General features: G+C 36.3%; 16 protein-coding genes. 14 read left to right on the top strand and 2 right to left on the bottom strand.

Annotated elements, in window-relative coordinates; translation table 11 throughout:
* The first annotated feature begins 335 nt into the window (after positions 1–335).
* From ASU31_RS00680 to ASU31_RS00655, 6 genes are all read left to right on the top strand, one after another.
* The gene (locus ASU31_RS00680; protein ID WP_209434943.1) at positions 336–1,589 is read left to right on the top strand and encodes a DUF2264 domain-containing protein; all 1,254 of its coding nucleotides are present in this window, start codon (positions 336–338) and stop codon (positions 1,587–1,589) included.
* A gap of 775 nt (positions 1,590–2,364) precedes the next feature.
* Complete coding sequence (gene lacZ / locus ASU31_RS00675) at positions 2,365–5,487, top strand: beta-galactosidase, LacZ type (protein WP_057930473.1); 3,123 nt, start codon at positions 2,365–2,367, stop codon at positions 5,485–5,487.
* Entirely contained in the window at positions 5,488–6,345 is an 858-nt protein-coding gene (locus ASU31_RS00670; RefSeq protein ID WP_209434942.1) for a glycoside hydrolase family 16 protein, read from the top strand.
* 122 nt (positions 6,346–6,467) lie between these two features.
* Positions 6,468–7,232 (top strand): Crp/Fnr family transcriptional regulator, encoded by a 765-nt coding sequence (locus tag ASU31_RS00665; RefSeq protein WP_167346142.1) that lies wholly within the window; start codon positions 6,468–6,470, stop codon positions 7,230–7,232.
* Positions 7,233–7,301: 69 nt separating this feature from the next.
* Complete coding sequence (locus ASU31_RS00660) at positions 7,302–8,240, top strand: alpha/beta hydrolase (protein WP_057930470.1); 939 nt, start codon at positions 7,302–7,304, stop codon at positions 8,238–8,240.
* A gap of 467 nt (positions 8,241–8,707) precedes the next feature.
* Positions 8,708–9,751, top strand: a complete 1,044-nt coding sequence (locus ASU31_RS00655) for a response regulator transcription factor (protein WP_057930469.1) — start codon at positions 8,708–8,710, stop codon at positions 9,749–9,751.
* 137 nt (positions 9,752–9,888) lie between these two features.
* On the opposite strand, the gene ASU31_RS00650 is transcribed toward ASU31_RS00655, so the two are convergent.
* The gene (locus ASU31_RS00650) at positions 9,889–13,983 is read right to left on the bottom strand and encodes a hybrid sensor histidine kinase/response regulator transcription factor (RefSeq protein ID WP_057930468.1); all 4,095 of its coding nucleotides are present in this window, start codon (positions 13,981–13,983) and stop codon (positions 9,889–9,891) included.
* 387 nt (positions 13,984–14,370) lie between these two features.
* On the opposite strand from ASU31_RS00650, the gene ASU31_RS00645 reads away from it, so the two are divergent.
* The 5 genes from ASU31_RS00645 (at position 14,371) to ASU31_RS00620 (ending at position 21,195) form a co-directional block, all read left to right on the top strand.
* The gene (locus tag ASU31_RS00645) at positions 14,371–15,573 is read left to right on the top strand and encodes a glycoside hydrolase family 43 protein (RefSeq protein ID WP_209434941.1); all 1,203 of its coding nucleotides are present in this window, start codon (positions 14,371–14,373) and stop codon (positions 15,571–15,573) included.
* Between the two features lie 40 nt (positions 15,574–15,613).
* On the top strand, positions 15,614–16,603 hold the full coding sequence (locus ASU31_RS00640) for a glycoside hydrolase family 43 protein (RefSeq protein WP_057930467.1): 990 nt from the start codon (positions 15,614–15,616) through the stop codon (positions 16,601–16,603).
* Positions 16,604–16,740: 137 nt separating this feature from the next.
* Positions 16,741–17,811, top strand: a complete 1,071-nt coding sequence (locus tag ASU31_RS00635; RefSeq protein ID WP_057930466.1) for a glycoside hydrolase family 43 protein — start codon at positions 16,741–16,743, stop codon at positions 17,809–17,811.
* Between the two features lie 507 nt (positions 17,812–18,318).
* The gene (locus tag ASU31_RS00625; protein WP_057930464.1) at positions 18,319–19,974 is read left to right on the top strand and encodes an alpha-L-fucosidase; all 1,656 of its coding nucleotides are present in this window, start codon (positions 18,319–18,321) and stop codon (positions 19,972–19,974) included.
* A gap of 327 nt (positions 19,975–20,301) precedes the next feature.
* Positions 20,302–21,195 carry a bestrophin family protein gene (locus ASU31_RS00620; RefSeq protein WP_057930463.1) on the top strand — a complete coding sequence of 298 codons (894 nt, stop codon included), beginning with the start codon at positions 20,302–20,304 and terminating at the stop codon, positions 21,193–21,195.
* Positions 21,196–21,335: 140 nt separating this feature from the next.
* Here ASU31_RS00620 and ASU31_RS00615 read toward each other — a convergent pair whose 3' ends face one another.
* Complete coding sequence (locus ASU31_RS00615) at positions 21,336–21,566, bottom strand: hypothetical protein (RefSeq protein ID WP_057930462.1); 231 nt, start codon at positions 21,564–21,566, stop codon at positions 21,336–21,338.
* Between the two features lie 118 nt (positions 21,567–21,684).
* On the opposite strand from ASU31_RS00615, the gene ASU31_RS00610 reads away from it, so the two are divergent.
* The 3 genes from ASU31_RS00610 (at position 21,685) to ASU31_RS00600 (ending at position 24,188) form a co-directional block, all read left to right on the top strand.
* Positions 21,685–22,161, top strand: coding sequence for a MarR family winged helix-turn-helix transcriptional regulator (locus ASU31_RS00610; protein WP_057930461.1), 477 nt, complete (start codon positions 21,685–21,687; stop codon positions 22,159–22,161).
* A gap of 150 nt (positions 22,162–22,311) precedes the next feature.
* Complete coding sequence (locus ASU31_RS00605) at positions 22,312–22,911, top strand: RNA polymerase sigma-70 factor (RefSeq protein ID WP_057930460.1); 600 nt, start codon at positions 22,312–22,314, stop codon at positions 22,909–22,911.
* A 215-nt stretch (positions 22,912–23,126) separates the two neighbouring features.
* A complete protein-coding gene (locus ASU31_RS00600; RefSeq protein ID WP_245224446.1) occupies positions 23,127–24,188 on the top strand; it encodes a FecR family protein in 1,062 nt (353 codons plus the stop codon).
* Positions 24,189–24,518: the final 330 nt, after the last annotated feature.

Genomic DNA, 24,518 nt, shown 5'->3' with positions numbered 1-24,518 from the left:
CTATTTCTCAACAATATGATGCAATTGATCAAGAAGTGTGCTACATCCACAATATTTTCTAGCTGTCAAAGCCTATTGATTCAGCTTTCTTAATTGCTGGCTAATTTGAGGGATTAATAGTGGTCTTATGAACGAAATTTTTTCTGGTATATAATGAAGATTGGAATTATCAATCAAAGAAATTCTTGAAATAGCGGGATGTGTACGATCCATTAGATAAAAATTCATTTTAGGCTAAATTTTGAAGGCGAAGGCTACAGCAAATGTTAAAGAAGTTGCCTTTCAATTCGCCGATTGTAAAGATCTATTTCTGTTAATAAAAAAATAAAAACTAAATGAAAAACAACAACAAAAAGAAATACATGATTTTGTTCCTGCTGGTCATGATAAACTGTTTCGCAATTGCGCAGAAAAAAACTAGAACAACAAAAAATCCGAAACTTACCGATCGTCAGTTTTGGTTAACCCAAATGGATAAAATGGTTCGGCCTGTTGTTTACAATTTGGCAAAAGATAGTTTACGTATAGCCATGCCACAAATAACCTCCATTCATGTAGATAACAAAGCTCATCGAATTAAAGTACAGTACGTAGAAGTCCTGGGCCGTGTTTTAAGTGGTATTGCACCCTGGCTACAACTAGAGGGAGGTAGTAAAGAAGAAGTTGAGTTGCGAAGACAATATCGGCAATGGACATTGCAGGGCATAAAAAATGCTTTGGATTCAAATGCGAAAGATTTTATGAACTTCGATATTGGCGGTCAGCAATTGGTAGATGCATCATATTTGGCAATCGCCTTTACGCGTGCCCCCTGGCTTTGGGAAAATTTAGATAAGAAAAGCCAGTCTTTACTTGTTAAATCAATAGCCACAACAAGAAAATTTAAACCTGTTTTTTCTAATTGGCTTTTATTTTCAGCGATGAATGAGGCTTTTATGGCTAAATTTGGCTTTGATTGGGATCCCATGCGGGTTGATTATGCCCTCCAGCAGATGGAACAATGGTATACTGGTGATGGCATGTATACCGACGGAACTACTTTTGCATTTGATTATTATAATAGCTTCGTAATTCATCCCTATTTGGCTGCAATTGCCGAAATCATTGGGAAAAAGACCAATAGCTATAATGGTATGGTTGAAAAAATTAGTAAACGTAATCAGCGGTATGCAGTTATTCAGGAGCGATTAATTAACACAGATGGAACTTATCCAGCCACAGGTAGATCGATTATTTACCGCGGGGCAGCTTTTCATCACCTGGCTGATGTGGCTTTGAGAAAAACATTGCCAAAACAGCTTAGTCCAGCACAGGTACGGTGTGCATTGACAGCTGTAATTAAAAAAACTTTGGAAAGCCCAAGCACTTATAAAGATGGATGGTTAACCATTGGTCTTTACGGTGCGCAACCAACTTTAGGTGATTTTTACAATAATCAGGGAAGTCCCTACATCGCATCTAATATTTTTCTTCCACTCGGCTTACCAGAAAACGATCCTTTTTGGGCAAGTCCTGACGAAAAGTGGTCGGCTCAAAAAATCTGGAGCGGAGAAGATTTTCAAAATGACCATAGTGAAAAGTTGAAATAGAGTTAATATAATTTAAGAAAATAAAAATAACTGATTTATCATGATACTGGTCTAAAGAAATGCTTAATACAAAACGGTTTTGGTGACTTTCTCTTCTTATAATTATTGATCGGTTAGGGGTGGTGCAGCAGCGCGATGATAATTCTAACCTCGGAAAAAAATGGTGATGCTACAATGAAAGTACTGCAAAATTTATTAAAGTCCAACCTTATAGCAGACTGAATTCCCAAGTTATTCGAGAAAGATGCTGAACAGTATATGGTAAGTTTTGGCGCAATGTTGAGAAATTGAACTCTTGGATAGTTCATTGCAGATTCGATATATATTGGAAGTATAAGGAAAACCCATTCTTAAGTGAAGGTGCTTTATGAACTTCTGGCAGCCAAAGTAGGTGCATAAAAACACAAATTGATAAAAGATACATTTAGCACGCCCATCATGTGAGTTAAAAATAAAATGGAAATTTCTCGCAAAATCACCTGTGGCTTTTAGGTTCTTTAAAATCTAAATCAGGACTACTTTTGTTACAATCTAAAAGCGAAAAGTTGGATTCAACCCCTATTAAAAGCCAAATTGCCCCTCTATCAAATAATTTTTTATTATTCTATTTGTTATTAAATAATTTATTAGTGGCAAATTTTCAATTTAATGCTAAGAGGTTTTTGAATTGGAAAATTGTCAGATGATATGACTTTGCGATAATTATTTTTTAGAAATATTAACCATTTATAAACCAATTTCCAGCTAACTAATCCGGAAATAAGATTGAACACAAATGAAATCTAAATTTTTACTCATTCTATTTTTGACAATTTTTGTACAGGCAAACGCGCAAAATAATGAATGGGAAAATCCAACACTTGTAGATCAGGGCAAAGAGCGTCCTCACGTTCCATTTATGCTTTTTGATAACGAAAAAGCAGTAATTGATGATGATTATTCAAAATCAGCTAACTTTAAATCCCTAAATGGTTCATGGAAATTTAATTACGTTGATAAACATGCCGATCGGATAAAAGATTTTTACCGAGAAAATATTAATGATCAATTGTGGGCCAGCATCACTGTTCCATCGAATTGGGAATTGCAAGGTTTTGGAATCCCGATTTATACCAATATTACTTATCCCCACCCTAAAAATCCTCCATTTATTGGCGAAAATAATCCAGTGGGGACTTATAGGAAAAGCTTTATCGTTCCCACTAACTGGAAGAATCAAGAAACATTCATCCATTTCGGATCCATTTCCGGTTGTGCTTTTATTTATTTTAATGGGAAAAAAGTGGGAATGAGCAAGGCTTCCAAAACACCAGCTGAATTTAACATTACGCCATTTTTAAAGGAGGGAATTAATCAATTGGCCGTACAGGTTTTTCGCTGGCACGATGGAAGTTATTTAGAAGATCAGGATTTTTGGCGACTAAGTGGATTAGAAAGAGATGTATATCTTTTCGCTCTCCCAAAACTTTCCATTTGGGATTTCTTTTTAAAAGGTGATTTAGATGCAAATTATAAAAACGGCTTTTTTAGTGCTGATGTAGACTTGAGAAAGTTCCAAGGCGCTACGCCTTCCAAAGGAACCTTAAGTTTAAAACTATTAAGTAAAGATGGTAAAGTGGTTTTTACTCAAAAAAGGAGCCTTACCGCGCCGTCTACAGAATTACAGACTATTAGGTTGAACGGAGAAGTCAATAATCCATTGAAATGGAGTGCTGAGCAACCGAATTTGTATCAATGTATTATTAAATTGGAGGATGAAAAAGGGCAAACAATTGGCATAACAGGAGCAAAAGTTGGTTTTAGAAAGGTAGAAATTAAAAACGCTCAGCTATTGGTTAATGGGGTGGCTACTATGATTCATGGTGTTAATAGACATGAGCACGATGATGTAACAGGGCATACTACAACAAAAGAATTGATGCTCAAGGATATCAGACTGATGAAAGAACTTAATATTAATTCAGTGAGATTGTCCCATTATCCAAATGATCCACTATGGTATAAATTATGTGATCAATACGGCTTATACCTGGTCGATGAAGCAAACATCGAAACCCATGGAATGGGTGCAGAGTTTCAATCATGGTTTGATAAAGCTAAGCATCCGGCATACCTTCCAGAATGGGCTGCAGCACATACAGACAGGACAGTTAGAATGGTGGAAAGAGATAAAAATCATGCTTCGATTATCATTTGGTCCTTAGGAAATGAATGCGGAAACGGTCCTGTGTTCCACGACAATTATAAATGGATAAAAGAAAGAGATAACAGCCGCCCTGTTCAGTTTGAACAAGCTGGTGAGGATTGGAATACAGACATTGTGTGCCCTATGTACCCGAGCATAGGAAACATGAAACGATATGCAGCTGATAATACGAAGACGCGGCCTTATATTATGTGCGAATATGCCCATGCAATGGGTAATAGTAACGGGAATTTTCAGGAATATTTTGATATCATCCGTACAAGTAAACATATGCAAGGTGGCTTCATTTGGGATTGGGTCGACCAGGGAATCAAAACAAAAGATGGTAATGGAAAACATTTCTGGGCTTACGGTGGAGATTTAGGTGGTTTTTATTGGCAAAATGACGAAAATGGCGTCGCTGATGGTATACTGAGTGCAGACCGTACACCAGACCCTGGTGCTTACGAAGTGAAGAAAGTTTATCAGAATATTTTGTTTTCTGCAAATGATATCGCTAAAAGGATTCTAACCATCGAAAACATTTTCGATTTCACCAACCTAAATGAATATCAGTTTAAGTGGGAATTAATCGCTAATGGTTCTAAAGTTAAAGGGGGAAATTTCCAGGTAAATCTTGCCCCTCACAGTAAAACTACAGTAAAACTAGATGTGCCACAATTTAAAGTTATCGCAGGAATAGAATATTACTTAAATGTATTTGCGCTCACCAGAAAGGAAACTCCGATGTTAAAGGCTGGTTTTGAAGTGGCGAAAGAGCAATTCAAGTTTGGCGGGAACTATTTTGTGAAAAAAGCTAAATCTGACAATCAACTAAAAATAAGTACAGACAACAATAAATTGAAATTCTCCGCTGGAAATATTTCCGGTGAATTTGATACAAAAGCAGGCCGTTTTACGCAGTATGCGATTAATAACAACACGGTTTTGCGAAGTTTTCCAGAGCCTTATTTTTGGCGTGCACCAACTGACAATGATTTCGGCAACAATATGCCATCAAGATTAGGCATCTGGCGGTCTGCACATGAAAATAAAGAGCTTAAGCTGGTTGATGTAGGTAAACAAAGCGACAGCGGTTTAGTTATTAAGGTCGTGTATGAGCTTACCGCAATACAATTACCCTACCATATTACCTACCTGATTGGTAATGATGGTTCGGTAAAAGTAACGGCATCAATGGATATAGGAAACAGAAGTTTGCCAGAATTGCCAAGGTTTGGCATGAGGACGTCATTGCCCAAAAGATTCGATAACCTGGAATTTTACGGTCGGGGACCATTTGAAAATTATAGCGACAGGCATGATGCTTCCTTTGTCGGACTATATCAAGATAAGGTTGAAAATCAATATTTCGGCGGGTATATCCGCCCCCAAGAAAGCGGAAATAAAACCGATGTAAGGTGGTTGAAATTGAAGGATAACCAGGGGAATGTTCTTCAGATTGAGGGAATTCAGCCACTAGCTTTTACTGCTATTAACCATAGGACAGAAGACCTGGATCCCGGATTAACTAAAAAGCAACAGCATCCGACGGAACTTCCGGTAAGAAATGAAGTTTTTCTATCCATAGATTTAAAGCAAAGAGGAATAGGTGGTGATGATAGCTGGGGCGCTTATCCACATAAACCTTACTTGTTACTTGACAAATCTTTTTCATACAGCTACATTATTAAACTCTTAAACACTTTATAAATGTCTGGTCCCAGATTGTGCATGTATACATTTATTTTGGCCTGGTTCTTTCAATCATGTGTGGTAAAAAAGCATATTGATTTTCCCAGTCAATATTTACCAGAGGGTTACAGGTTGGTATGGAATGATGAATTCAATACTAATGGCACATTGGATCCCGCTAACTGGAGCTATGAAGAAGGCTTTGTGAGAAACGAAGAGCTGCAATGGTATCAAAAAGAAAACGCCTTCATTAAAAATGGCAATCTGATTATTGAAGCCAGAAGAGATAAGCGGGCAAATCCTTTATTCGTAGCCGGAAGCAATAGCTGGCGTAAAAATCGCGAATATATTAATTATACTTCTGCATGCATCATAACAAAAGGGCTTCAGGAATTTCAATATGGACGCTTTGAGATGAGGGGTAAAATCAATACCTCGCCAGGCCTGTGGCCAGCCTTCTGGACACTTGGGGTAAAACAGGATTGGCCCGCAAACGGTGAAATTGATATCATGGAATACTACAAGGGGAAACTTTTGGCAAATATCGCAAGTGCAGGGAAAAACGGAAAACCCAAATGGTTTAGTAGAACGAAATCAGTTGATTCTTTGGGGGGCAAAGAATGGTCAGCAAAATTTCACGTTTGGAGAATGGATTGGGATGAAACTGAAATAAGCCTTTTTGTTGATGGTCAGCTGTTAAATAAAGTCTTGCTCACTTCTTTGCAAAACGAGAATAATGCTGTTATCCATCCTTTTAAACAAAAACATTACATTTTATTTGACCTGGCTTTGGGCGGAATGAATGGAGGCGATTTAGGAGATACTAAATTTCCTAACCGCATGGAGATTGATTATGTGAGGGTTTACCAAAAGTGACGAGTTTTAAAATACTTTGATAATGATAATGGGAAATTTTTTTGTCTGTCCTTGGGCTTAATTGGGCTTAGTTAAGGATTTATTGCTCCGAATTTGAATCCCAATTCTGCTCATGAAATTCCTTGAAACAGGCAATTTTGTTGAATTTTATATCTCTTTTGCATAAAATTTTAACGACTTGTTTTGACAAGGTTTTAGTAAACTGGTCACCAAAATCTGACTTCAAATTTTTGCTGTTAATAATGTATCTTTATGAGTATACTACAGGTTGGAACATTAAATACAGAATTGTAAAGATGCAGGATTCTCAAATTATTGAAGCCTTTCTTTCTATAATTGGGACTAAGAAAGAAGCAGAATATTATCATGATTTTATTATGGCAACACGAGTGCTTCATCTTAGAAAAAACCAAAAACTGGTCGAATACCAAAATCAGAGTTCAGCGATGAGTTTTATATTTAAAGGTAGTCTGGTTAGAAAAATAATTAACCCCAGGGGTGAAAAGAGAACCATAATGTTTCATACTGACGGCTTTCATGAATTCATAAAATCATATGACTCGATATATTTTCACAACCATACAGATTATGAAGTAATTGCCAATGAACCTACAACGATAGTCTCTTTTGACTATTTGAAAATCATGGAAATTGTGAGATCTGATCTTCGGCTACTCAACTATTTTACAGAGAAAACAGAAGAGCTTTTAATGACACTGGATTTATTTAGGAATTATCATTTGTCTTTGACTAGCGAAGAATATTTAAGATGGCTATACAGGAATTATAATTTTATTTTTTTAAAATTTCCCTCTAAGGAGATTGCAAGCTTTATGGGAATAACGCCTGTTTGGTTGAGTAAATTAAAGGCCAAATTAAATTCTTAAATTAATTTAAGAATGTTTAAGATTTAGTATAGGAAATTTGATTCAATTTTAACATATAAATATTTAGTTATGAAAACCTACAATTCAAATCATGCCTGGAAAGAACTAAACGAGCTCCTTCCAGAAAAATTCAAGATGAAGGCTGATAATCTGCCAGTAGAGGAAGTGTGGACGTGGAATGGAAATCAAATTCATCTTGATCGTTATCCTAATCCTGATGCAGAATATAGGATTTTTTTACACCATGGGGTAGGAACCAATGGCAGGCAGCTAAATATGATTTTTGGGCATAAAATGGCAGAACTTGGCTATGATGTAGTAGCGATGGATAATTTGGGCTATGGTATGACAGAAGTTAATCAAAAGGATATCACCTATGATTCATGGGTACATTGTTTTGCAGATTTCGTAAACATGGAAACTAAAAGAGATCCTAAAAAAGCAGTTCTTTACGGCTTAAGTGCTGGTGGCATGATTTGTTATAATGCAGCTTGTTTTATAGATAATTTATCGGGTATCATTGGGATGTGCTTTCTTAAAAATGATGATAAGGTTGTCGGTAAAAGAACTGCGAAATACGGATCGACAAATTGGATTGCATTTCCTATTATGAATTTCTTTAATTCTTTAGGTTTTAAGCGATTAAAAATTCCAATGAAAGCAGTTTCGAAAATGAATTACCTGACTAACAATGATAGGGCTCTTAAGATATTTCTGAACGATCCTGCTTCTGCCAAGGCAGATGTGCAAATGCAGTTTCTTTATGAGTACATGAGCTATAAACTTCCTATACCCGTGAATGAGTTCGATAAATGTCCAATTTTGCTTACTCAACCTATGGAAGATAAGTGGACCCCTCTTGAGTTATCAGAGCGTTCTATGAAAGGAATAAAGGCGCCTTTCACCATAAAGCATCTTGATGGGGCAGGACACTATCCTATGGAAGAGAAAGGACTGGAGCAATTAATTGAGTATTCAGATTCTTTCATCAGAAGCCTAGCAAAATAATTTTCTTTTAAGAGAGGGGGGTGAAAGCTATTGCCCCCTTTTTTTGTAAAAAAATATTGATAGGATTATTTGGCAGACTGATTCCCGAGTTCCTTTATCCATCTATAATAATATTTATGGATCAGAATGAATTTGATTGTGGAAAATCTCCATAAATCACCTTGGATTATTAATGCTAGCTCAATATTTATTTTCGACAAAGTGTCATACATTGAATACGGCGCTTCAAATATATTCATGGGACTTGTTCAATGAAATTATTAGCGGTGGCATTTGGTAAAAAAAAGAGCGGTAAATTTGACAAAAATCTGTTATTTAGTTAAATTAAATTTTTTAATAATTTGATTATCAGTTAATTATATTTAATGACTGTCGTTTCAGCGGTATAGGCACTTTTGGAAATTAAGACGGATGTTTTCTAAATTGTGGGCTAAAACAAGGATAAATTTTCGCAAAGAATACTCCAAATGTTAGCGCCGATTGAAAAAATACCAAACCAACGACTCTTGGTCTTAATTAACCAACTCCAGGTGAATTTGCAGAAGACAATTACAGAGATCAAAACTATAAATCCCAATCTCACTGACCAAAGGCATCTCAGCATCTCAAATCAGCACGATGAATTAGTTCATCTTTTTAACCTTACAAGTGACTTAAGTAATGAGCTTGATATCCATTTTAGCGCCTTAAATTCACTATCATTAGATTTTGATAATTCAACCCAGCCCCGTAATACTGATATGCTACTTTCAGATATTCGGTCAGTATTTATAATCGAGAAAAATAATCATATTCGCAGACTTCTTGAAAGCTCTGGAATTTACTCTTTTTCTTATATTTCTTTTGAAGACTCCGAATCTTCTCAGCAAATATTAGAAATGATGCCTGATTTGATTATTCTTGATTTAGCAACTTTTAGCAGCTCAGAGTTTACAGAATGGATTTTATTAAGTCAAGGGCACTCAACTTATTCACCACCAATCATAGCAATTGGAAATGAAAATCATACCTTTTCTATCCATCAACTTACTTATCCAAATATTATTTTCTTACCAAAGCCAATCAATAAGTCGGCATTAGAAAATCAGTTAAAAAAAGCGGTAGAAAACCGAATGTGTCTACAGAGTTATTTTCATATGCAAATTACTTCAAGATGCGCTCCATATGAAGTTCTTGCAGGAGACAGGCGATTTGTAAAGAATCTTATCATGCTTATTGAAGAAGATTTATCAAAGCAAAACTGCATAATTGATCGCCTGGCCGAAAGATTATCTATAAGCCGTTCAACCCTTTACAAGAAGACTATTGCTGCAGCAGGACAATCTATTAATAGCTTCATCAGATACATCAGACTGAGAAAAGCTGCCCAGTTGATGATTTGCACAAACTTTTCTGTCCTTCAGATAGCAAATGTGGTTGGTATACATGACCGAAAATATTTTAAAGTTCAGTTTTCAAAGCTATTCATTCAAAGTCCGGCTGAATTTATTAAAATGCATCGATCTGGCTAAAATTATAATCTTGGGTTAAATGTTCGGTGGGTGATATTAAATCTAATGATCTTTCTGTTAATGATGCTATATATTGAACCCTGCTATCTTGCATTTCGCAGAAAAACCGAAGTGCAAGATAGTATTAGTGATTCAAGTTAATTCTTTAATACCCTATGTTTTGGTGATAGATTACCCTTGTATTTCTTTTTGAAATCAGAAGGACGTATGCCGAATAGTTTACTGAACTGCTCTCTAAAATATCTCACATCCACAAAGCCGCAGAAAATAGCCGTCTGGTTAATGTTATAGTCGGTATTGATCAGTAGCTGTGCAGCTTTTCTCAGCCTAATGTACCTAATGAATTCATTTGTCGTTTTTCCGGAAATTGACTTAACCTTTCTGTATAGTATAGATGGAGATATTGCCAGTTCATCAGCTAGCATTTTAACACTGAAATCTGGATCATCGAGATGTTTTTCAGTAATATTGATGCATGATTCCAGAAAACTTTTGTACTCGGGAGAAATTTTGGAATCTTCTGATTTTAAAGTAATTTCATTTAAAAAATATTGTTGAAGGGTATTCCGGCTCCTGAGCAAATTGGCAACCCTGGCCATTAATATATTCTTCTCGAATGGTTTGGTAATAAAATCATCTGCACCCTGTTCTATACCTTTAAGTTTAAGTTCTGGGGATGAACTTGAAGTCAGGATAATTACAGGAATGTGTGTTAATGATGGGTCAGATTTAATTTTCATGCAGAGCTCAACACCATTTAGCTCTTTCATAATCATATCGGTAATGATCAGGTCAGGAACTGAATTTTTGGCAAACGAATATCCTTCATGCCCATCTTTTGCTTCATAAACCAAATAATCATTAGAAAAAATCTGTTTGATGTAGCTGCGTATATCTGTATCATCATCAACGATCAAAATTGTTTTCTTTTCAGTTGTCGTATCAGCGTAGATGAGATCAGTCTCTTCTTTAATCAGTTTTTCCTGGGTTTTCTTGGTGTTTTCTGTCGATAAATCATCGAAAAAAGCAGGGATAACAGTTGGTGTTGAAACTGAATTTTCTTTAGGGTAGAGTTTATCTGGCAGAGTTCCTTTTGGGATAATCACTTTGAAGTCAGTTCCCTGGTTTGCTGAACTTTCGAAACTTACTTTGCCGGAATGAACTTCAATAAACTTTTTAACCAGAAAAAGTCCTACGCCAAAGCCACTTAGAAAACTTTGATCAGGTGCCCGGTAAAAGCGTTCGAAAATTTTATCGCCATCTTTAATATTTATACCTTTTCCACTATCAATCACATGGAATTCAACATCACCGCCATTATCCCTCACGCTCAAAGTAATATTCCCATCTCTTGGTGTAAACTTAAATGCATTTGAAATTAAATTATACAGGACCACCTCCATTTTTTCACGATCTGCGGAGACATAAATTTCTTTGTCAGGCATCAAAAAGTCAAATTTAATATGCTTTGATTTTGCTTGATGGGCAAAGCAAACATATATTTCTTCACAAAAGGATACGAAATTAAATATGGTTTTATTTATCTCTTGAGCTTCAGATTTTCTAAAAAGCATCAGCTGGTCGACCAGGCTTAGTAATCGTCGGGCATTTCTATAAACAATAATGAGATCTCTTGGGTCAACGTTTCCCTCCTGGCTGTTAAGAAATTCCTGAACCGGGTTGATGATGAGGGTCAGGGGAGTTCTGAATTCGTGAGAGATATGGGTGAAAAAGGATAGTTTTTCCTCACTAATCTCATGTTCCTGTTGCAATTTTAAATTTGCTAATTCTATCTGATGTTTCATTTGAGATCGCCTTCTCAAGTAACTTAGGCAGATGTATAATATACCGATAACAAGCGCAACATAACATATGTAAGCTATAATACTTCTATACCAGGGAGGTAATACGCGAATTATTAATGTCTTGCTTGAACTAAGCCACTGTCCATGGATATTGGAAGACTTGATATGCAGTTTATAATTTCCCTCGCTCAACCTGGTGTAGATAGCCGTTCTCACCCGATTTGTATAATTCCATCCCTTATCCCATCCCTCCAGGTAGTAGGCATACCTGATCTTTCCTGGCGCTTTAAACTCCAGTGCTGCAAAGTCTACACTCAATACAGCTTCCTGGAATGGTATTTTCAAGCCGGTGATTTCGTTATTTACTAGTTTAGAAACGTAGTCATCCTCAGGAGAAATCAGGTGGTTGTTCACTCTGATATCAGTAATGGCTACTGGAGGGAATCGTCTGTCAATTAAAATGCTATCTGGATTGAAAATGTTAAAGCCTTTTAAGCCTCCGAATATAAGTTCTCCTGATTTAAGTTTTATGGTCGAATTATCTATAAATTGGTTGCTTTGCAATCCGTCCTCCTGAAAGAAGTTCAAAAAAACAACTTTTTTTGCATTAAATCTCGATAAACCGCTAAATGTACTAATCCAAAGATTTCCCTTGGCGTCTTCATTGATAGCTAATATCGAATTGTTGCAAAGTCCATCAACAGTTGAAAATCTTTTTTTTACTTTACCGGATTTTCTGTCAAATAAAATCAATCCGCCCCCCTCGGTGCCAAGCCAGAGATTTTCGAATCCATCTTCGAATATTACCCTTACTGGTTTACCTATTGGATAATATACATGCTTTTTTTCTTTTCTGTCTATTTTGATTAAATAATTGGAATTACCTGTCCAAAGAACTTCTTTTCTGTCTTCTCTGATTGAGAATAGGTTTTCCAAAAGTTTTTCATCGAAAACTTTGAACTGATTTGCATTTCGATTAAAATAATACAAGGTTCCGTTTGAAAAAGTAGTTGCCCAAAGTACTTTCTGATGATCCTCTATCAATTGCCATACATTCTCGTTTTCGATGCCAGTAGCGCTGTTAAAACATTTGAAATGTTCAAAACTACTCGCGCCTTTTTTCATTCTGTTAATACCACCACCAAAACTTGCAATCCACACGTCACCCAAAAAGTCGCGCTTCATATCACTGATTAGGTTGCTGCTTAAGCTATTGTTAAATTTAGTGGAATGTGTATAATTGGCGAAACTATTATCTTTTCTGTTCCAAATACTAAGTCCTGCACCATCAGTACCTATCAAAATTTTTCCTTTTTCATCTTCTAAAAAGCAAGACACATAATTACCCACTAAACTGTTCGGTGAGCCAGAGGTGTAAGCAATGGTTTTGAAACTATTGCCATTTGGTTCCATAATAAGCACTCCAGCCTTAGATGTTCCGAACCAAAGGCTGGATGAACTGTCCCTGTAAATTACTGGAATGGACTGTTTTTCAAGGATTGAAGATGAGGGAAAATGTGGGGTCTCGAATTTTCCTGTTTTCGTGTTCATTATCACCAAACCGCCTCCTTTGGTGCCAATATATAACTTTCCTGATTTTTCATAGTTCAGGCATAAAATGTGTTCAGATCTGCCCTCTGATCCAAGTGATGTATATCTTTGACTCAATATCGATTTACTGACCTGGTAACGGTAAAGACCGGCCTTTGTACCTATCCATATATCATTGTTATTATCTACCTCAATACAATAAGCCCTGGATAGGGTGGTGTTCACAGCAACTATTTTTTTCGTTTTTGGGTCATAGCTGCAAAGTCCAAGAGGGTCAATAAAAAGCCAAATTTTATTGTTTAAGTCTTTTTTTATTGATGTGACACTATAATTGGTCATCTTTTTTCCCTGATAGTTGATTGATAACTGCTCAGCTGAGGATTTGCCAGGTGATTTGATTAGTAGCCCACCTCCATTTGTACCAATAAAAACTATTCCTTGAGGATTTGTGAAAATCGTATTGACCTGAACCGAAATTTTTTGAGTAATTCCTTTTTGATTAGTAAAATAAGCAGGACTGAATTTATTACTCAGGTTGTTGGTGATTGAAACGCCTTGCCCAGTTGCTACCCATATGTTTCTTTCCATATCTTCTGCTATGGCATAAATGTAGTTATGTGGAAGAGAGGAACTATCTGCTAAGCTGTTTCTAAATGTTTTGAATTCATATCCATCGTAACGGTTTAAGCCATCATGGGTGCCAATCCACATATAACCGCTTTTGTCTTTGTAAATAGTTCTGACAGAATTATTTGATAAACCATCCTCAATATCTAAAGATCGAGCAGCAGGATATTGTCTAGCAAATAATATGACACCCTGAAAAATTAGCGTAAAACTGAGGAATAACGAATATTTCCATAACCTTTTAGTCATCTCGGAATCTATAAATTTGATATTTGGTTACTATAATTAAACTACAGCATAGGATTGGTTTATTACTACCGGAAACCAAACTCTGCAAATGTAATAATAGTAATAATAAATGTTAACGTAACGTTTATTATTTAAATTATTTATAATTTTAAATTAAAAAACAAACTACTTTAGATGATGCGTTGGTACAAACGTTTTTTTTATTGGCAGGATCTATAATATTGAAAGTAAAAATTGTCCCCTAAAAAAAATCAATCAACCCCCTTATGAACTTGTGTAATTGCTGCATGTTTGCAGCGTATTTAAATGTAGTTAAAATTTAAGACTGCAGGAGTTTCCTAACCAAAAATAAAAGATAATAATATGAGAATATACAATCGGCCTGTAATGAGAAACACTAGGACAATACATCCCTATATTGGTAAAGGTTTAGTATTTCCTGCGGTCTTGATGCTGTTTTTTTTGTTAAATTCTCCTTTTTACAGCTCAGCTTATTTAAGTAATACAACCTTTTATAAGAAGGTAAAAGTAAGTGCTGGTTTAAATACATTTATTATTCAGGATACTTCTTCAAAGCTAGGTGCTAAGGGGGATAAAAAAATTAAATTTCCTAAAGTTCATAAGGAGCCCAAAATGGAGGGATACCTGTTTTGTTATTTTGAGGGCTCAGGTGCAAGATCGCAGCAGGAACAGCTTAGATTTGGCATTAGTGAAGATGCTGTAAACTGGTATGCCTTAAACGGCAACAAACCAATATTATCTTTAGATCAGGTTGCGCTTAGCGGCGGTATAAGAGATCCGCATATTATGCGTAAAGTTGATAATAAAGGTTTTCTGATGGTAGCTACGGATATGAATACGGTTAAGAACGGCTGGTCGCAAAATAATGGAATTGTGATGTCAAGTTCACACAACCTGCTCACCTGGAAACATCATGCTATTGATTTGTCAAAAACCTATCCTGAATCGTTTTCGAAAGTTAAATGGGTATGGGCACCCCAAACGATATACGACCCTTCCACAGGCAAATATTTGGTTTATTTTACTATAAGGTTCAAGGATGACCAAAGGCTGGATTTCTACTGTGCCTACGCTAAAGAAGATTTCTCTGGATTTGAGGATGTTCCAAAACTGATGTTCAGTGCCAAATTCGGTGCCATTGATGGGGATATAATTTTTAAAGATGGAATCTACCATTTTTTTTATAAAGGTAATACCAAAGACAGTTTGGGGAAAGAGGTGAAAAATGGTATTCAACAAGCTACCTCAAAATCATTAAGTGGTCCATGGACGGAGGATTTTAAGTATCTTGATGTATATTCTGACAAAAAGGTTGTTGTCGAAGGCTCTAGTATCTTTAAACTTAATAACTCAGGCACTTATATACTCATGTATGATCTATACACAAATCTGCGTTATGAGTATCAAACGAGTAAAGACCTATATAATTTTTCCAAGACTGCCGAATCGTTTGAAAAGAACTTCAATCCAAGGCATGGTGCTGTGATGGGAATAAGCAAAAAAGAAATGAAGATGCTTAAGAAAAAATGGCCTGTTTCACCCTCAGGCTTATCCACTAAAACTAATTAGGCTAAGTGAAATATTAAAAAACCATAACCAAAATAAGGATATGAATCCAACAAAAACAAATCTTTGCCTGATATTAACCTTAATATTAACTTTTGCCTTTTTAAAAGGAACGGCCCAGCTGTCTCAGGATAGTATTAAACATTTCAGGAGTTTTGGAAACCCTATCATTACAGACAAATATACAGCTGACCCTGCGGCCATGGTAGATGGAGAAACGCTTTGGCTTTTCACAGGACACGACTTTCAGGGTGGTCAAAAATCCTATAAAATGAAGGATTGGTGTGTCTTCTCATCTAAAGATCTTAAAAATTGGACCGAGTACCCAACTCCACTCAAAATAAGTGATTTTAAGTGGGATAAAAGTGGTGCTGCTTATGCCGCACAAACCATTAAAAGAAACGGTAAATATTACTGGTATATCAGTACTAATGGATCTGGTATCGGTGTAGCGGTGGCAGATAATCCACAGGGCCCTTATAAAGATGCAATAGGTAAACCGTTGTTGACTAATGATGACTGCTTCGCATCCAAGCATTATTGGACTTGTATAGATCCAACGGTAATCATTGATAAAGATGATCAAGCCTGGATAATATGGGGGAATGGGGTTTGCTATTTTGCTAAACTCAAACCAAACATGATAGAAATTGATGGAAGTGTTGGTAAAATTGATTTTGAAAATTTTAAGTTTACCGAAGCTCCATGGATACATTATCGCAAAGGAAAGTATTATCTATCCTATGCTACAGGTTTCCCCGAAAAAATCGCATATGCAATCGCAGATAAGGTAGACGGACCTTATACATACAAAGGAATACTAAACGAGCTGGCTGGAAACAGTAATACAAATCATCAGTCTATCGTTGAATTCAAAGGGAAATGGTATTTCATTTACCATAATGGAGCGATAAATAGGGATGGAGGCAGCTTCAGCCGCTCAGTTTGTATCGATCAACTCGAGTATGGGCCCAATGGAATTTTGAAAAAAGTACAGATGAGTTCCGATGGTGTAAAGGGCTTGGTAAAGTAATTCGTTTTAGTACCCCTAAAAAATCCTGATGCTTGCATGTGTCACCAGCTAACTTTCATCAGGAAATAACCCTGAAGCTATTCTGGAAAAATAAATCCAGGGAATTTGGCATTGCCTTTACTTAGTTAATTATAACAATGAATTGTATTAAAAGAACCTTTTCTCTGAGAATAATAATCTTATTTTTTTTAGCAACTAATTTATTTTTTGCCGAGGCAGATGCCCAAGAGCTTAAGATCAAAGTGCCTGGTGAAAATAAAATGTCCGGGTACCTGATGGTATACTTCAAAGACGATACGCATGGCATACACATGGCAGTAAGCGATGATGGTTATGCCTTCACTGATATAAATAAAGGAAAGCCTGTGATTGCCGGAGATAGTATTGCAGAACAAAAAGGCATTCGGGATCCCTATATTTATAGAGGGCAGGACGGGATTTTCTATATGGTTATGACTGACCTTCATATCTTTGCAAAAGATGCCGGTTATCGTCAAACCAAGTGGGATCGAAACGAGAAAGATTTTGGATGGGGAAATAACCGTGGATTCGTGGTCTTAAAATCTGCCGATCTTAAGGTTTGGAGACATCAATCTATCAGGATAGATCAATCCTTTCCTGAACTTTCACAAATTGGCTGCGCATGGGCCCCAGAAATTATCTTTGATGAAAAGCTTAAGCAACCAATGGTTTATTTTACGATGCGTTTTGGCAACGGTAAAAATCAGATCTATTATAGTTATTTTGATAAAGATTTTACTCGGATCACCAAAAAACCTGAGCTGTTGTTTAATTATTCCAAAGATGTAAGTTACATTGATGCGGACATCACAAAAATTGGTAAAAAATATCACATGTTTTACGTTCCACACGATGGAACTCCTGGCATCAAACAAGCTATCTCTAAAAATATCAATTCAGGATATGTTCTTGATAGTAATTGGGTAGATGATGAAAGAGGTGCCTGCGAGGCGCCTAATTTATATAAGCTAATTGGTCAGAAAAAATGGATTTTGGCATACGACATATATGGTATTAATCCTCATAATTTCGGTTTTGTGGAAACCAGTGATTTTAAAAAGTTCACTCCTTTGGGTAAATTTAACCAAGGGGCTATGAAGGCTACTAATTTCTCATCCCCGAAGCATCCGAGTATTATTCAGATAACCGCTAAAGAACTTGAAACATTGCGTGGGCTTTTTAATTAAATATCCCGATCAAAATGAATTTTGATTCTTTTTCTTGCAGAGCGTATTTTTCGGTAACCTTTAAACTCGTCAGCTAAAAATCTCTTTTTTTGCGGATATAAGTTATTTGATTTTGTAAGGAATAAAAGTGATAAGAAGTCTTTTTTGATAGTTAATCCATTTGGATGGTTTAAAATCAATAATTGAGAATTTTACCCCCTAAATCTGACGGATATACGGCCTGCTGAAAATTTGAGAGTGTGTAATTTGCAGATCTATTTTATAGATTAAGCACAATTTAATTTGAACATAATATTTTAAACCCAAATACAAATAAATCAATGGTTAGTGAGCCGGGCAGTTCTTTGGAACGCCTGGTTTTTTTCTTTTAAATATCGAAATACGAAAGTTAAATAGCAGGCTGCAAAATGCATACGCTATCTACCAAGGTATTAATGAAAAGAACTATAGACATTAACAACTATTTAATCGTAACCTAACCAAATTATCCAAAAAAACCATTGTTACATGAACAGAAGATCACTTATTAAAAAGGTTGCCGCAGGAGTGCCATTGATTGCACTTGCGGGTAGCATCAGGGCAGCCGACGAGGTATTTAATGGTCCAAATGAAAAAATAATTTCAGGCCCGTTTGAACCTACATGGGAATCCCTCTCCTCCTATAAAACACCAGAGTGGTTCCGGAATGCCAAATTTGGTATATGGGCACATTGGGGCCCACAATGTCAGCCTGAATATGGAGACTGGTATGCAAGAGAGATGTATCTAGAAGGCAGTAAAGTGTATAAATATCACCTTGAAAAATATGGGCATCCTTCAAAGTTCGGCTTTAAGGATGTAATTAATGAATGGCATGCTGAACTATGGGATCCCAGCGAATTGGTTTCACTGTATAAAAATGCCGGGGCTAAATACTTTATGGCTATGGCGAATCATCATGATAATTTTGACATGTACAGAAGTAAATATCAGCGTCATTGGAATTCTACTAAAATAGGGCCTAAGAAAGATATCATAGGAGGGTGGAAGAAAGCCGCAATGGAAAACGGTCTGCCGCTCGGCGTGAGTGTACACGCAGCGCATGCCTGGAGCTGGATGGAACCTGCACAACGTGCGGATAAAAAAGGGGAATTTGCCGGCATACCCTATGACGGTAAGATAAGGGCAAAGGATGGCAAAGGGCTTTGGTGGTCAGGAATTGATCCCCAGGAACTTTATGAGCAAAACCATCCATTAAGTGAAAACAGTGCAGATAATGGTGTAATTCACAGGCAGTGGAACTGGGGTAATGGTGTCTTTCCACCCTCAAGGGCTTACTGCGACAAATTTCTCAACCGAACAATCGATCTTATAAATTCTTATGATCCAGACCTGATTTATTTTGATGACACCGCTCTTCCATTGTGGCCGGCTAGCGATGCGGGACTAAAAATTGCAGCTCATTTTTACAATAAGAGCATTAAAAAGAACGGCAAAGTAGAGACCGTCATTTTTGGAAAGATTCTAGATGAATTGCAGCGGAAGTGTATGGTATGGGACATTGAGCGTGGCCAGAGCAATGTGATCGAGCCTATGCCGTGGCAGACAGACACTTGTATTGGTAGCTGGCATTATGATCAGCGCATCTATCAGGATAAACGTTATAAGACGGCAAAAACCGTTATTCACATACTCGCTGATGTAGTCAGTAAAAATGGTAATTTTTTGCTGAATATTCCGGTAAAGGGAAACGGTACAATTGATGAGATTGAGCGTTCTGTGGTAAAGGAGATTGGAGAGTGGATGAAACTAAATAGTGATTGCATCTATGACACAAGGCCGTGGAAGGTATTTGGAGAGGGGCCAGTAATGGCATCGGCAGCACCAATGAGCGGTCAAGGATTTAATGAAGGGAAAAATAAGCCTTTTAGCTCAAATGATATCAGATTTACCCAGAAATCCGGGCATATATATGCTATTGTAATGGGATGGCCGGAAAATGGAAATATCATAATTAAAAGTATGGGTAAAAATGCGAAATTACTGGATTCTGCGCCTCAATCAGTGGAATTGCTCGGAAGCGGAAAAAAATTGAAGTTTAGCCAAAGCGATGAAGCATTGATGGTAAACTTCGATGTTGACAGGCCTAAACTTGATTATGCGTTTGTATTGAAGATCGTTTAAATCCAATTATAATTTTTGTTTAGCGATTATATACTGAAGCGTAATCCTAGAAAATTCAAATAACATCATAGAAAAATTCTAGATTTTTAATGCCATTTGTCCCTTGTTTAATTTAAAATCCCGGAATGGACTACTTCGATAAATTGAATGTAGTCTATTCCTTTGGATACTTCATTCACTCATCTATCCAATAGTCTAATCAGCAAATCAATCGCGTTTGATTATGGTATGAAAATTCTTTATTCTATAATCTGCAAATAGGTTCAAGTTCTAATTTTCAATACAAGAAAAGGTCAACGCATAAAATTTATACTAAACTCATTTTTAATGCTTCTTAAAAAGAATATTCCACTCCATTACATTATTAAAGATATAAAGGCTGAGTTGTGTTATGTACTCATAATTGGATTTGCAGTTTACTACATCACCTCCGTATTTAGAAATGTCATTCCCGAGATGCCCCTTGTTATACCTGCATTCCTGGGAACTGCCATATCAGTTATACTTTCCTTTAAACTAAACCAATCTTATGATAGATGGTGGGAAGCACGTAAGGTATGGGGAAGCATTGTAAATGATAGCCGATCATTTATTTTGCAGCTACAATCTTTTCTTTCCAAGGGTAGCGAGGATGATATTAAAAAGATAGCTTATCGGCATATTGGCTGGTGTAATTGTCTGAATTGGGTGTTAAGAGGTAAGGATAATGAAGCGCTCTTGATAGCTTATTTAACTGAAGGCGAAATATCCAATATTAAACATCATACTAATAAGCATTTAGCTATACTGCAACTTAATACTATGCACCTATCTTCTCTGAGAGAAGAAGATAAAATCAATGTCTATGCATATGTACAAATCAATAATACGATAATGAGCTTTTCAAATTCAATGGGTATGCTTGAGCGAATTAAATCTACCGTGTTTCCTGTCACATACCGATATTTTCTTCACCTCACTATTTATCTCTTTGTTATAACCCTTTCTATCTCTTTAAGGGATATAGAAAGTTACTTTGAGATTCCACTATTACTCGTTATCTCCGCGGCCTTTTTTCTGCTTGAAAAAACAGCAAGCCATATGGAAAACCCTTTTAATGATTTACCTACGGACACCGCAATGAATGCTATTTGTAACACCATTGAAATTAACCTCAAACAACTTATCCACGATGAGCATATTCCAGGACCTATACAATCTGATACCTTTTATATCATGTAAAATATACCCAGCGCATTATGCTTTTTGCAGTACCGAAACTTTGGGCTAATCATGCCAACCCGCGTCCAATATTTCGATAAGTTAATTTAACATTTAGAATATACATACATAAGGATTAGATGTTGCGAATGAACAATGTGTCAGTATGGAAATATGGCTACAGGAAGAGCTTTTATACCAATCTGGTCAAGAGAAAACGAAATTTTTTCTTCGACCTGGCTTTTAGATGATATTCGAAGAACCTTATCTGAATCCAAAAAATCAATAGTCCATTCATCTATATCTTCAAAGCTCTTGAGGAGATTTGAAACTTTGGCAATTTGTTCCTCGCCCGTTATATCTGTATACATGATAATAATATATCTTGACATGGTAATTTTTTTTAAGTATTAGGTTTTAGGGGATAAATATTAATAATGAATACAAAAGTAATCAATTATTACTATTTTAATAATCAATGATTATTAATTTTTTTATTTATTTTTGTTTATGGAGAAGGAAATAGACTTAAAGATCCGAGCACTGGAAAAAATGCAGGATCGTAATTGGCAACGGATAGTTTTCAATCTGCGCAAGCACTTGGATTGCTGGTCTTATTCCAACATTAATCCCGCATGGCAGCAAATGAAGCTATCCTATTGGCCTGTGATCTGTAACATAGGAATTGACGGGTCAACACCATCAGATTTATCTAAAAAGTCAATGATCAATAAGCAAAACATTAGCCGTACGGTTAAAGAACTTGAAGATCACGGCATGGTGGAAATTCGTACAAATGAAGCCGATAAACGCAGTGACCTCATTTTTTTAACTGAAAATGGAAAAAAATTAATATTTGAGGCAAACTCTGAAGTCATAAAAATGAACGAAATTTACCAGCAGGTCATTGGAAAAAAAGAATTGGAGATAACCTTAACAGCCTTGAATAAAATCCTTGCCTACCATGAACATCTTTTGGAGAAATAATCTTATTAATAATGTATGGACATCATCCAAATTTTTAATCATTAGTGTTTGATAAACCTGCTATTTTCTAAAGCCTGCAGCCTTTGAATTATGATGCATTTTCTGTAAAAAATCAGATACAATTTCTTAACTTTAGGATTTACTTTACCATTGGCTCTGAAACCTTTAAAATACGAATCTGAATTGCTCGCTTTGGTTGCCAAAGGTGATGATCGTGCATTTGTTAAGTTGTTTGAAGGGTATTATAAACAGTTAGGAGAATATGTATATAAGTTGACCGAGTCCATTGAAGTATCTGAGGAAATTGTACAGGATGTTTTCATCAAAGTCTGGTTACGAAGGGAAACTTTATTGGAACTTGATAACTTTTGCCATTACCTTTTTATTCTTTGCCGAAATCAGACGCTGAATCACCTTCGAAAAAAGGCGAGCGAAAGGGTTCATCAATTAGCCTGGCTAAAACAGTTCGAACAGGATCAGTTTCAGTCTGATAATGATGAAATTATTGAAGGATATCGGATCTTGATGGATAAGGTCATTGAGAAATTACCTCCCCAACAGAAAAAAGTATTTAAATTGAGTAGAGAAGGTAGGTTAAAGCATGATGAAATCGCAAATTTGCTGGGAATTTCTCCGGAAACAGTTAAAAAACACATAAAGCTGGCGCTTCGTTTCATTAGAAGTGAGTTTTCGTCTTCGAATTACCTACCAATATTCATTATTTTATCTTCACAATTAATTTTTTTATAAAAAAAATTAATTTCATTACCCCTTTTTTCCTTTCAATGTGTCTTTAGTATTATAATGGTGTTAAATCATGACTTCATTATCTATGCCATATGCGAAACGAACATTTAACAACTCTTTTTCAAAAGTATTTCGGCAAGACCGCAAGCCTGGAAGAGCATGATGAATTGATGATGCTCATTACCCAGATGGAAAGTGACGAGGAATTGAGCAGGTTGATGGAAAAATCTTTCGAGTCTTTTGCTCCCTCAAAAAATCCTTTTTTGGAAGGAACTAGCAAAAGTATGATAGAAAATATTCGTGCCGGAATTGCTTCTGCTGAAAGGGTTGATATCCTTAAGACCGGCAGAGCAAAAATTCGGTTATGGAAGTATGCAGCTGCGGCAAGCATTTTATTCTGCCTGGGAATTTCCCTTTATATAGTAGCAAATAAAAACCGGCAAAATGATCAGATTATTGCGACTGATTTTAAGCCTGGTGGCGACAAAGCCACGCTCACACTAAGCAACGGTTCCACCATTGTCCTAAACGATGCTAAAAATGGCACTATAGCAAATCAGTCTGGGATTTCTGTTAGTAAAACTAAAGCTGGAGAAATTGTCTATAGCGCCCCATCATCAAAAAAGGTTGATGATGGTAAAATACTTTACAACACCATCATTACACCCAGGGGTGGTCAATATCAGGTGGTACTGGCTGACGGAAGTAAAGTATGGCTGAATGCTTACTCCTCAATAAAATTCCCGGCGGCTTTTCGGGGCCGCTTCCGGGAAGTTGAAACCACTGGTGAGGTTTATTTTGAAGTGGCAAAGAATAAAGCAAAACCATTTAAAGTTAAATCCAGAAATCAGGTGGTCGAAGTGCTTGGAACACATTTTAATATCAACAGCTATGCTGATGAACCTGAGATCAGAACAACTCTTATCGAAGGCGCAGTGAAAGTACACCGCACCAACAATAACATCTCCACAGTATTAATACCGGGCCAAGAGGCCTTAAATAATCCAGCGGGAAGCATTCTGGTACGCCCTGCGGATATAGAACAGGCTATTGCATGGAAATCAGGCCTTTTTCAGATCAATGATGCGGATATCGAAACTATCATGAGACAGGTCTCAAGGTGGTATGACGTAGAGATCGAGTATCAGGGAAAGATCCCAAAAAGAAAGTTTTCAGGGAAAATCAAACGTGATGTAAAAGCATCAGAATTTCTGGAAATGCTCAGCTTTTTTGACGTGCACTTCAGCATGCAGGGAAGGAAGATCATCGTAAAAAAATAATTTAAATATAAACCAACCAACCATAAACTTAACTAAACTAAAAAAAAATGAAGCATTATTACCTGATTATTTAGTCGCTAAAAACCCTGAAATGGTTGTCAAAATAAAACCGGGAAGCGTTGACGCACTTACCCGGTACACGTTTAGATTACACCGTTAAAAAGCAATTTACCAATCAACTCTTAACTATTAAACCAAACATTACAAAAATATGTATTTAAATGATTTATCTATACCCTTTCAGGCTATATCGAAATTAGCTGCAGTTGGATTAAACACAGCAACATTGCTTTGTATTCAAATTACTGCTAGTCAAATGCTTAGCATGGA

Origin of the sequence: Pedobacter ginsenosidimutans, from assembly GCF_001442625.1 — a bacterium.
GTDB classification, from domain to species: domain Bacteria; phylum Bacteroidota; class Bacteroidia; order Sphingobacteriales; family Sphingobacteriaceae; genus Pedobacter; species Pedobacter ginsenosidimutans.
This window is presented reverse-complemented; position numbering and strand designations above follow the sequence as displayed.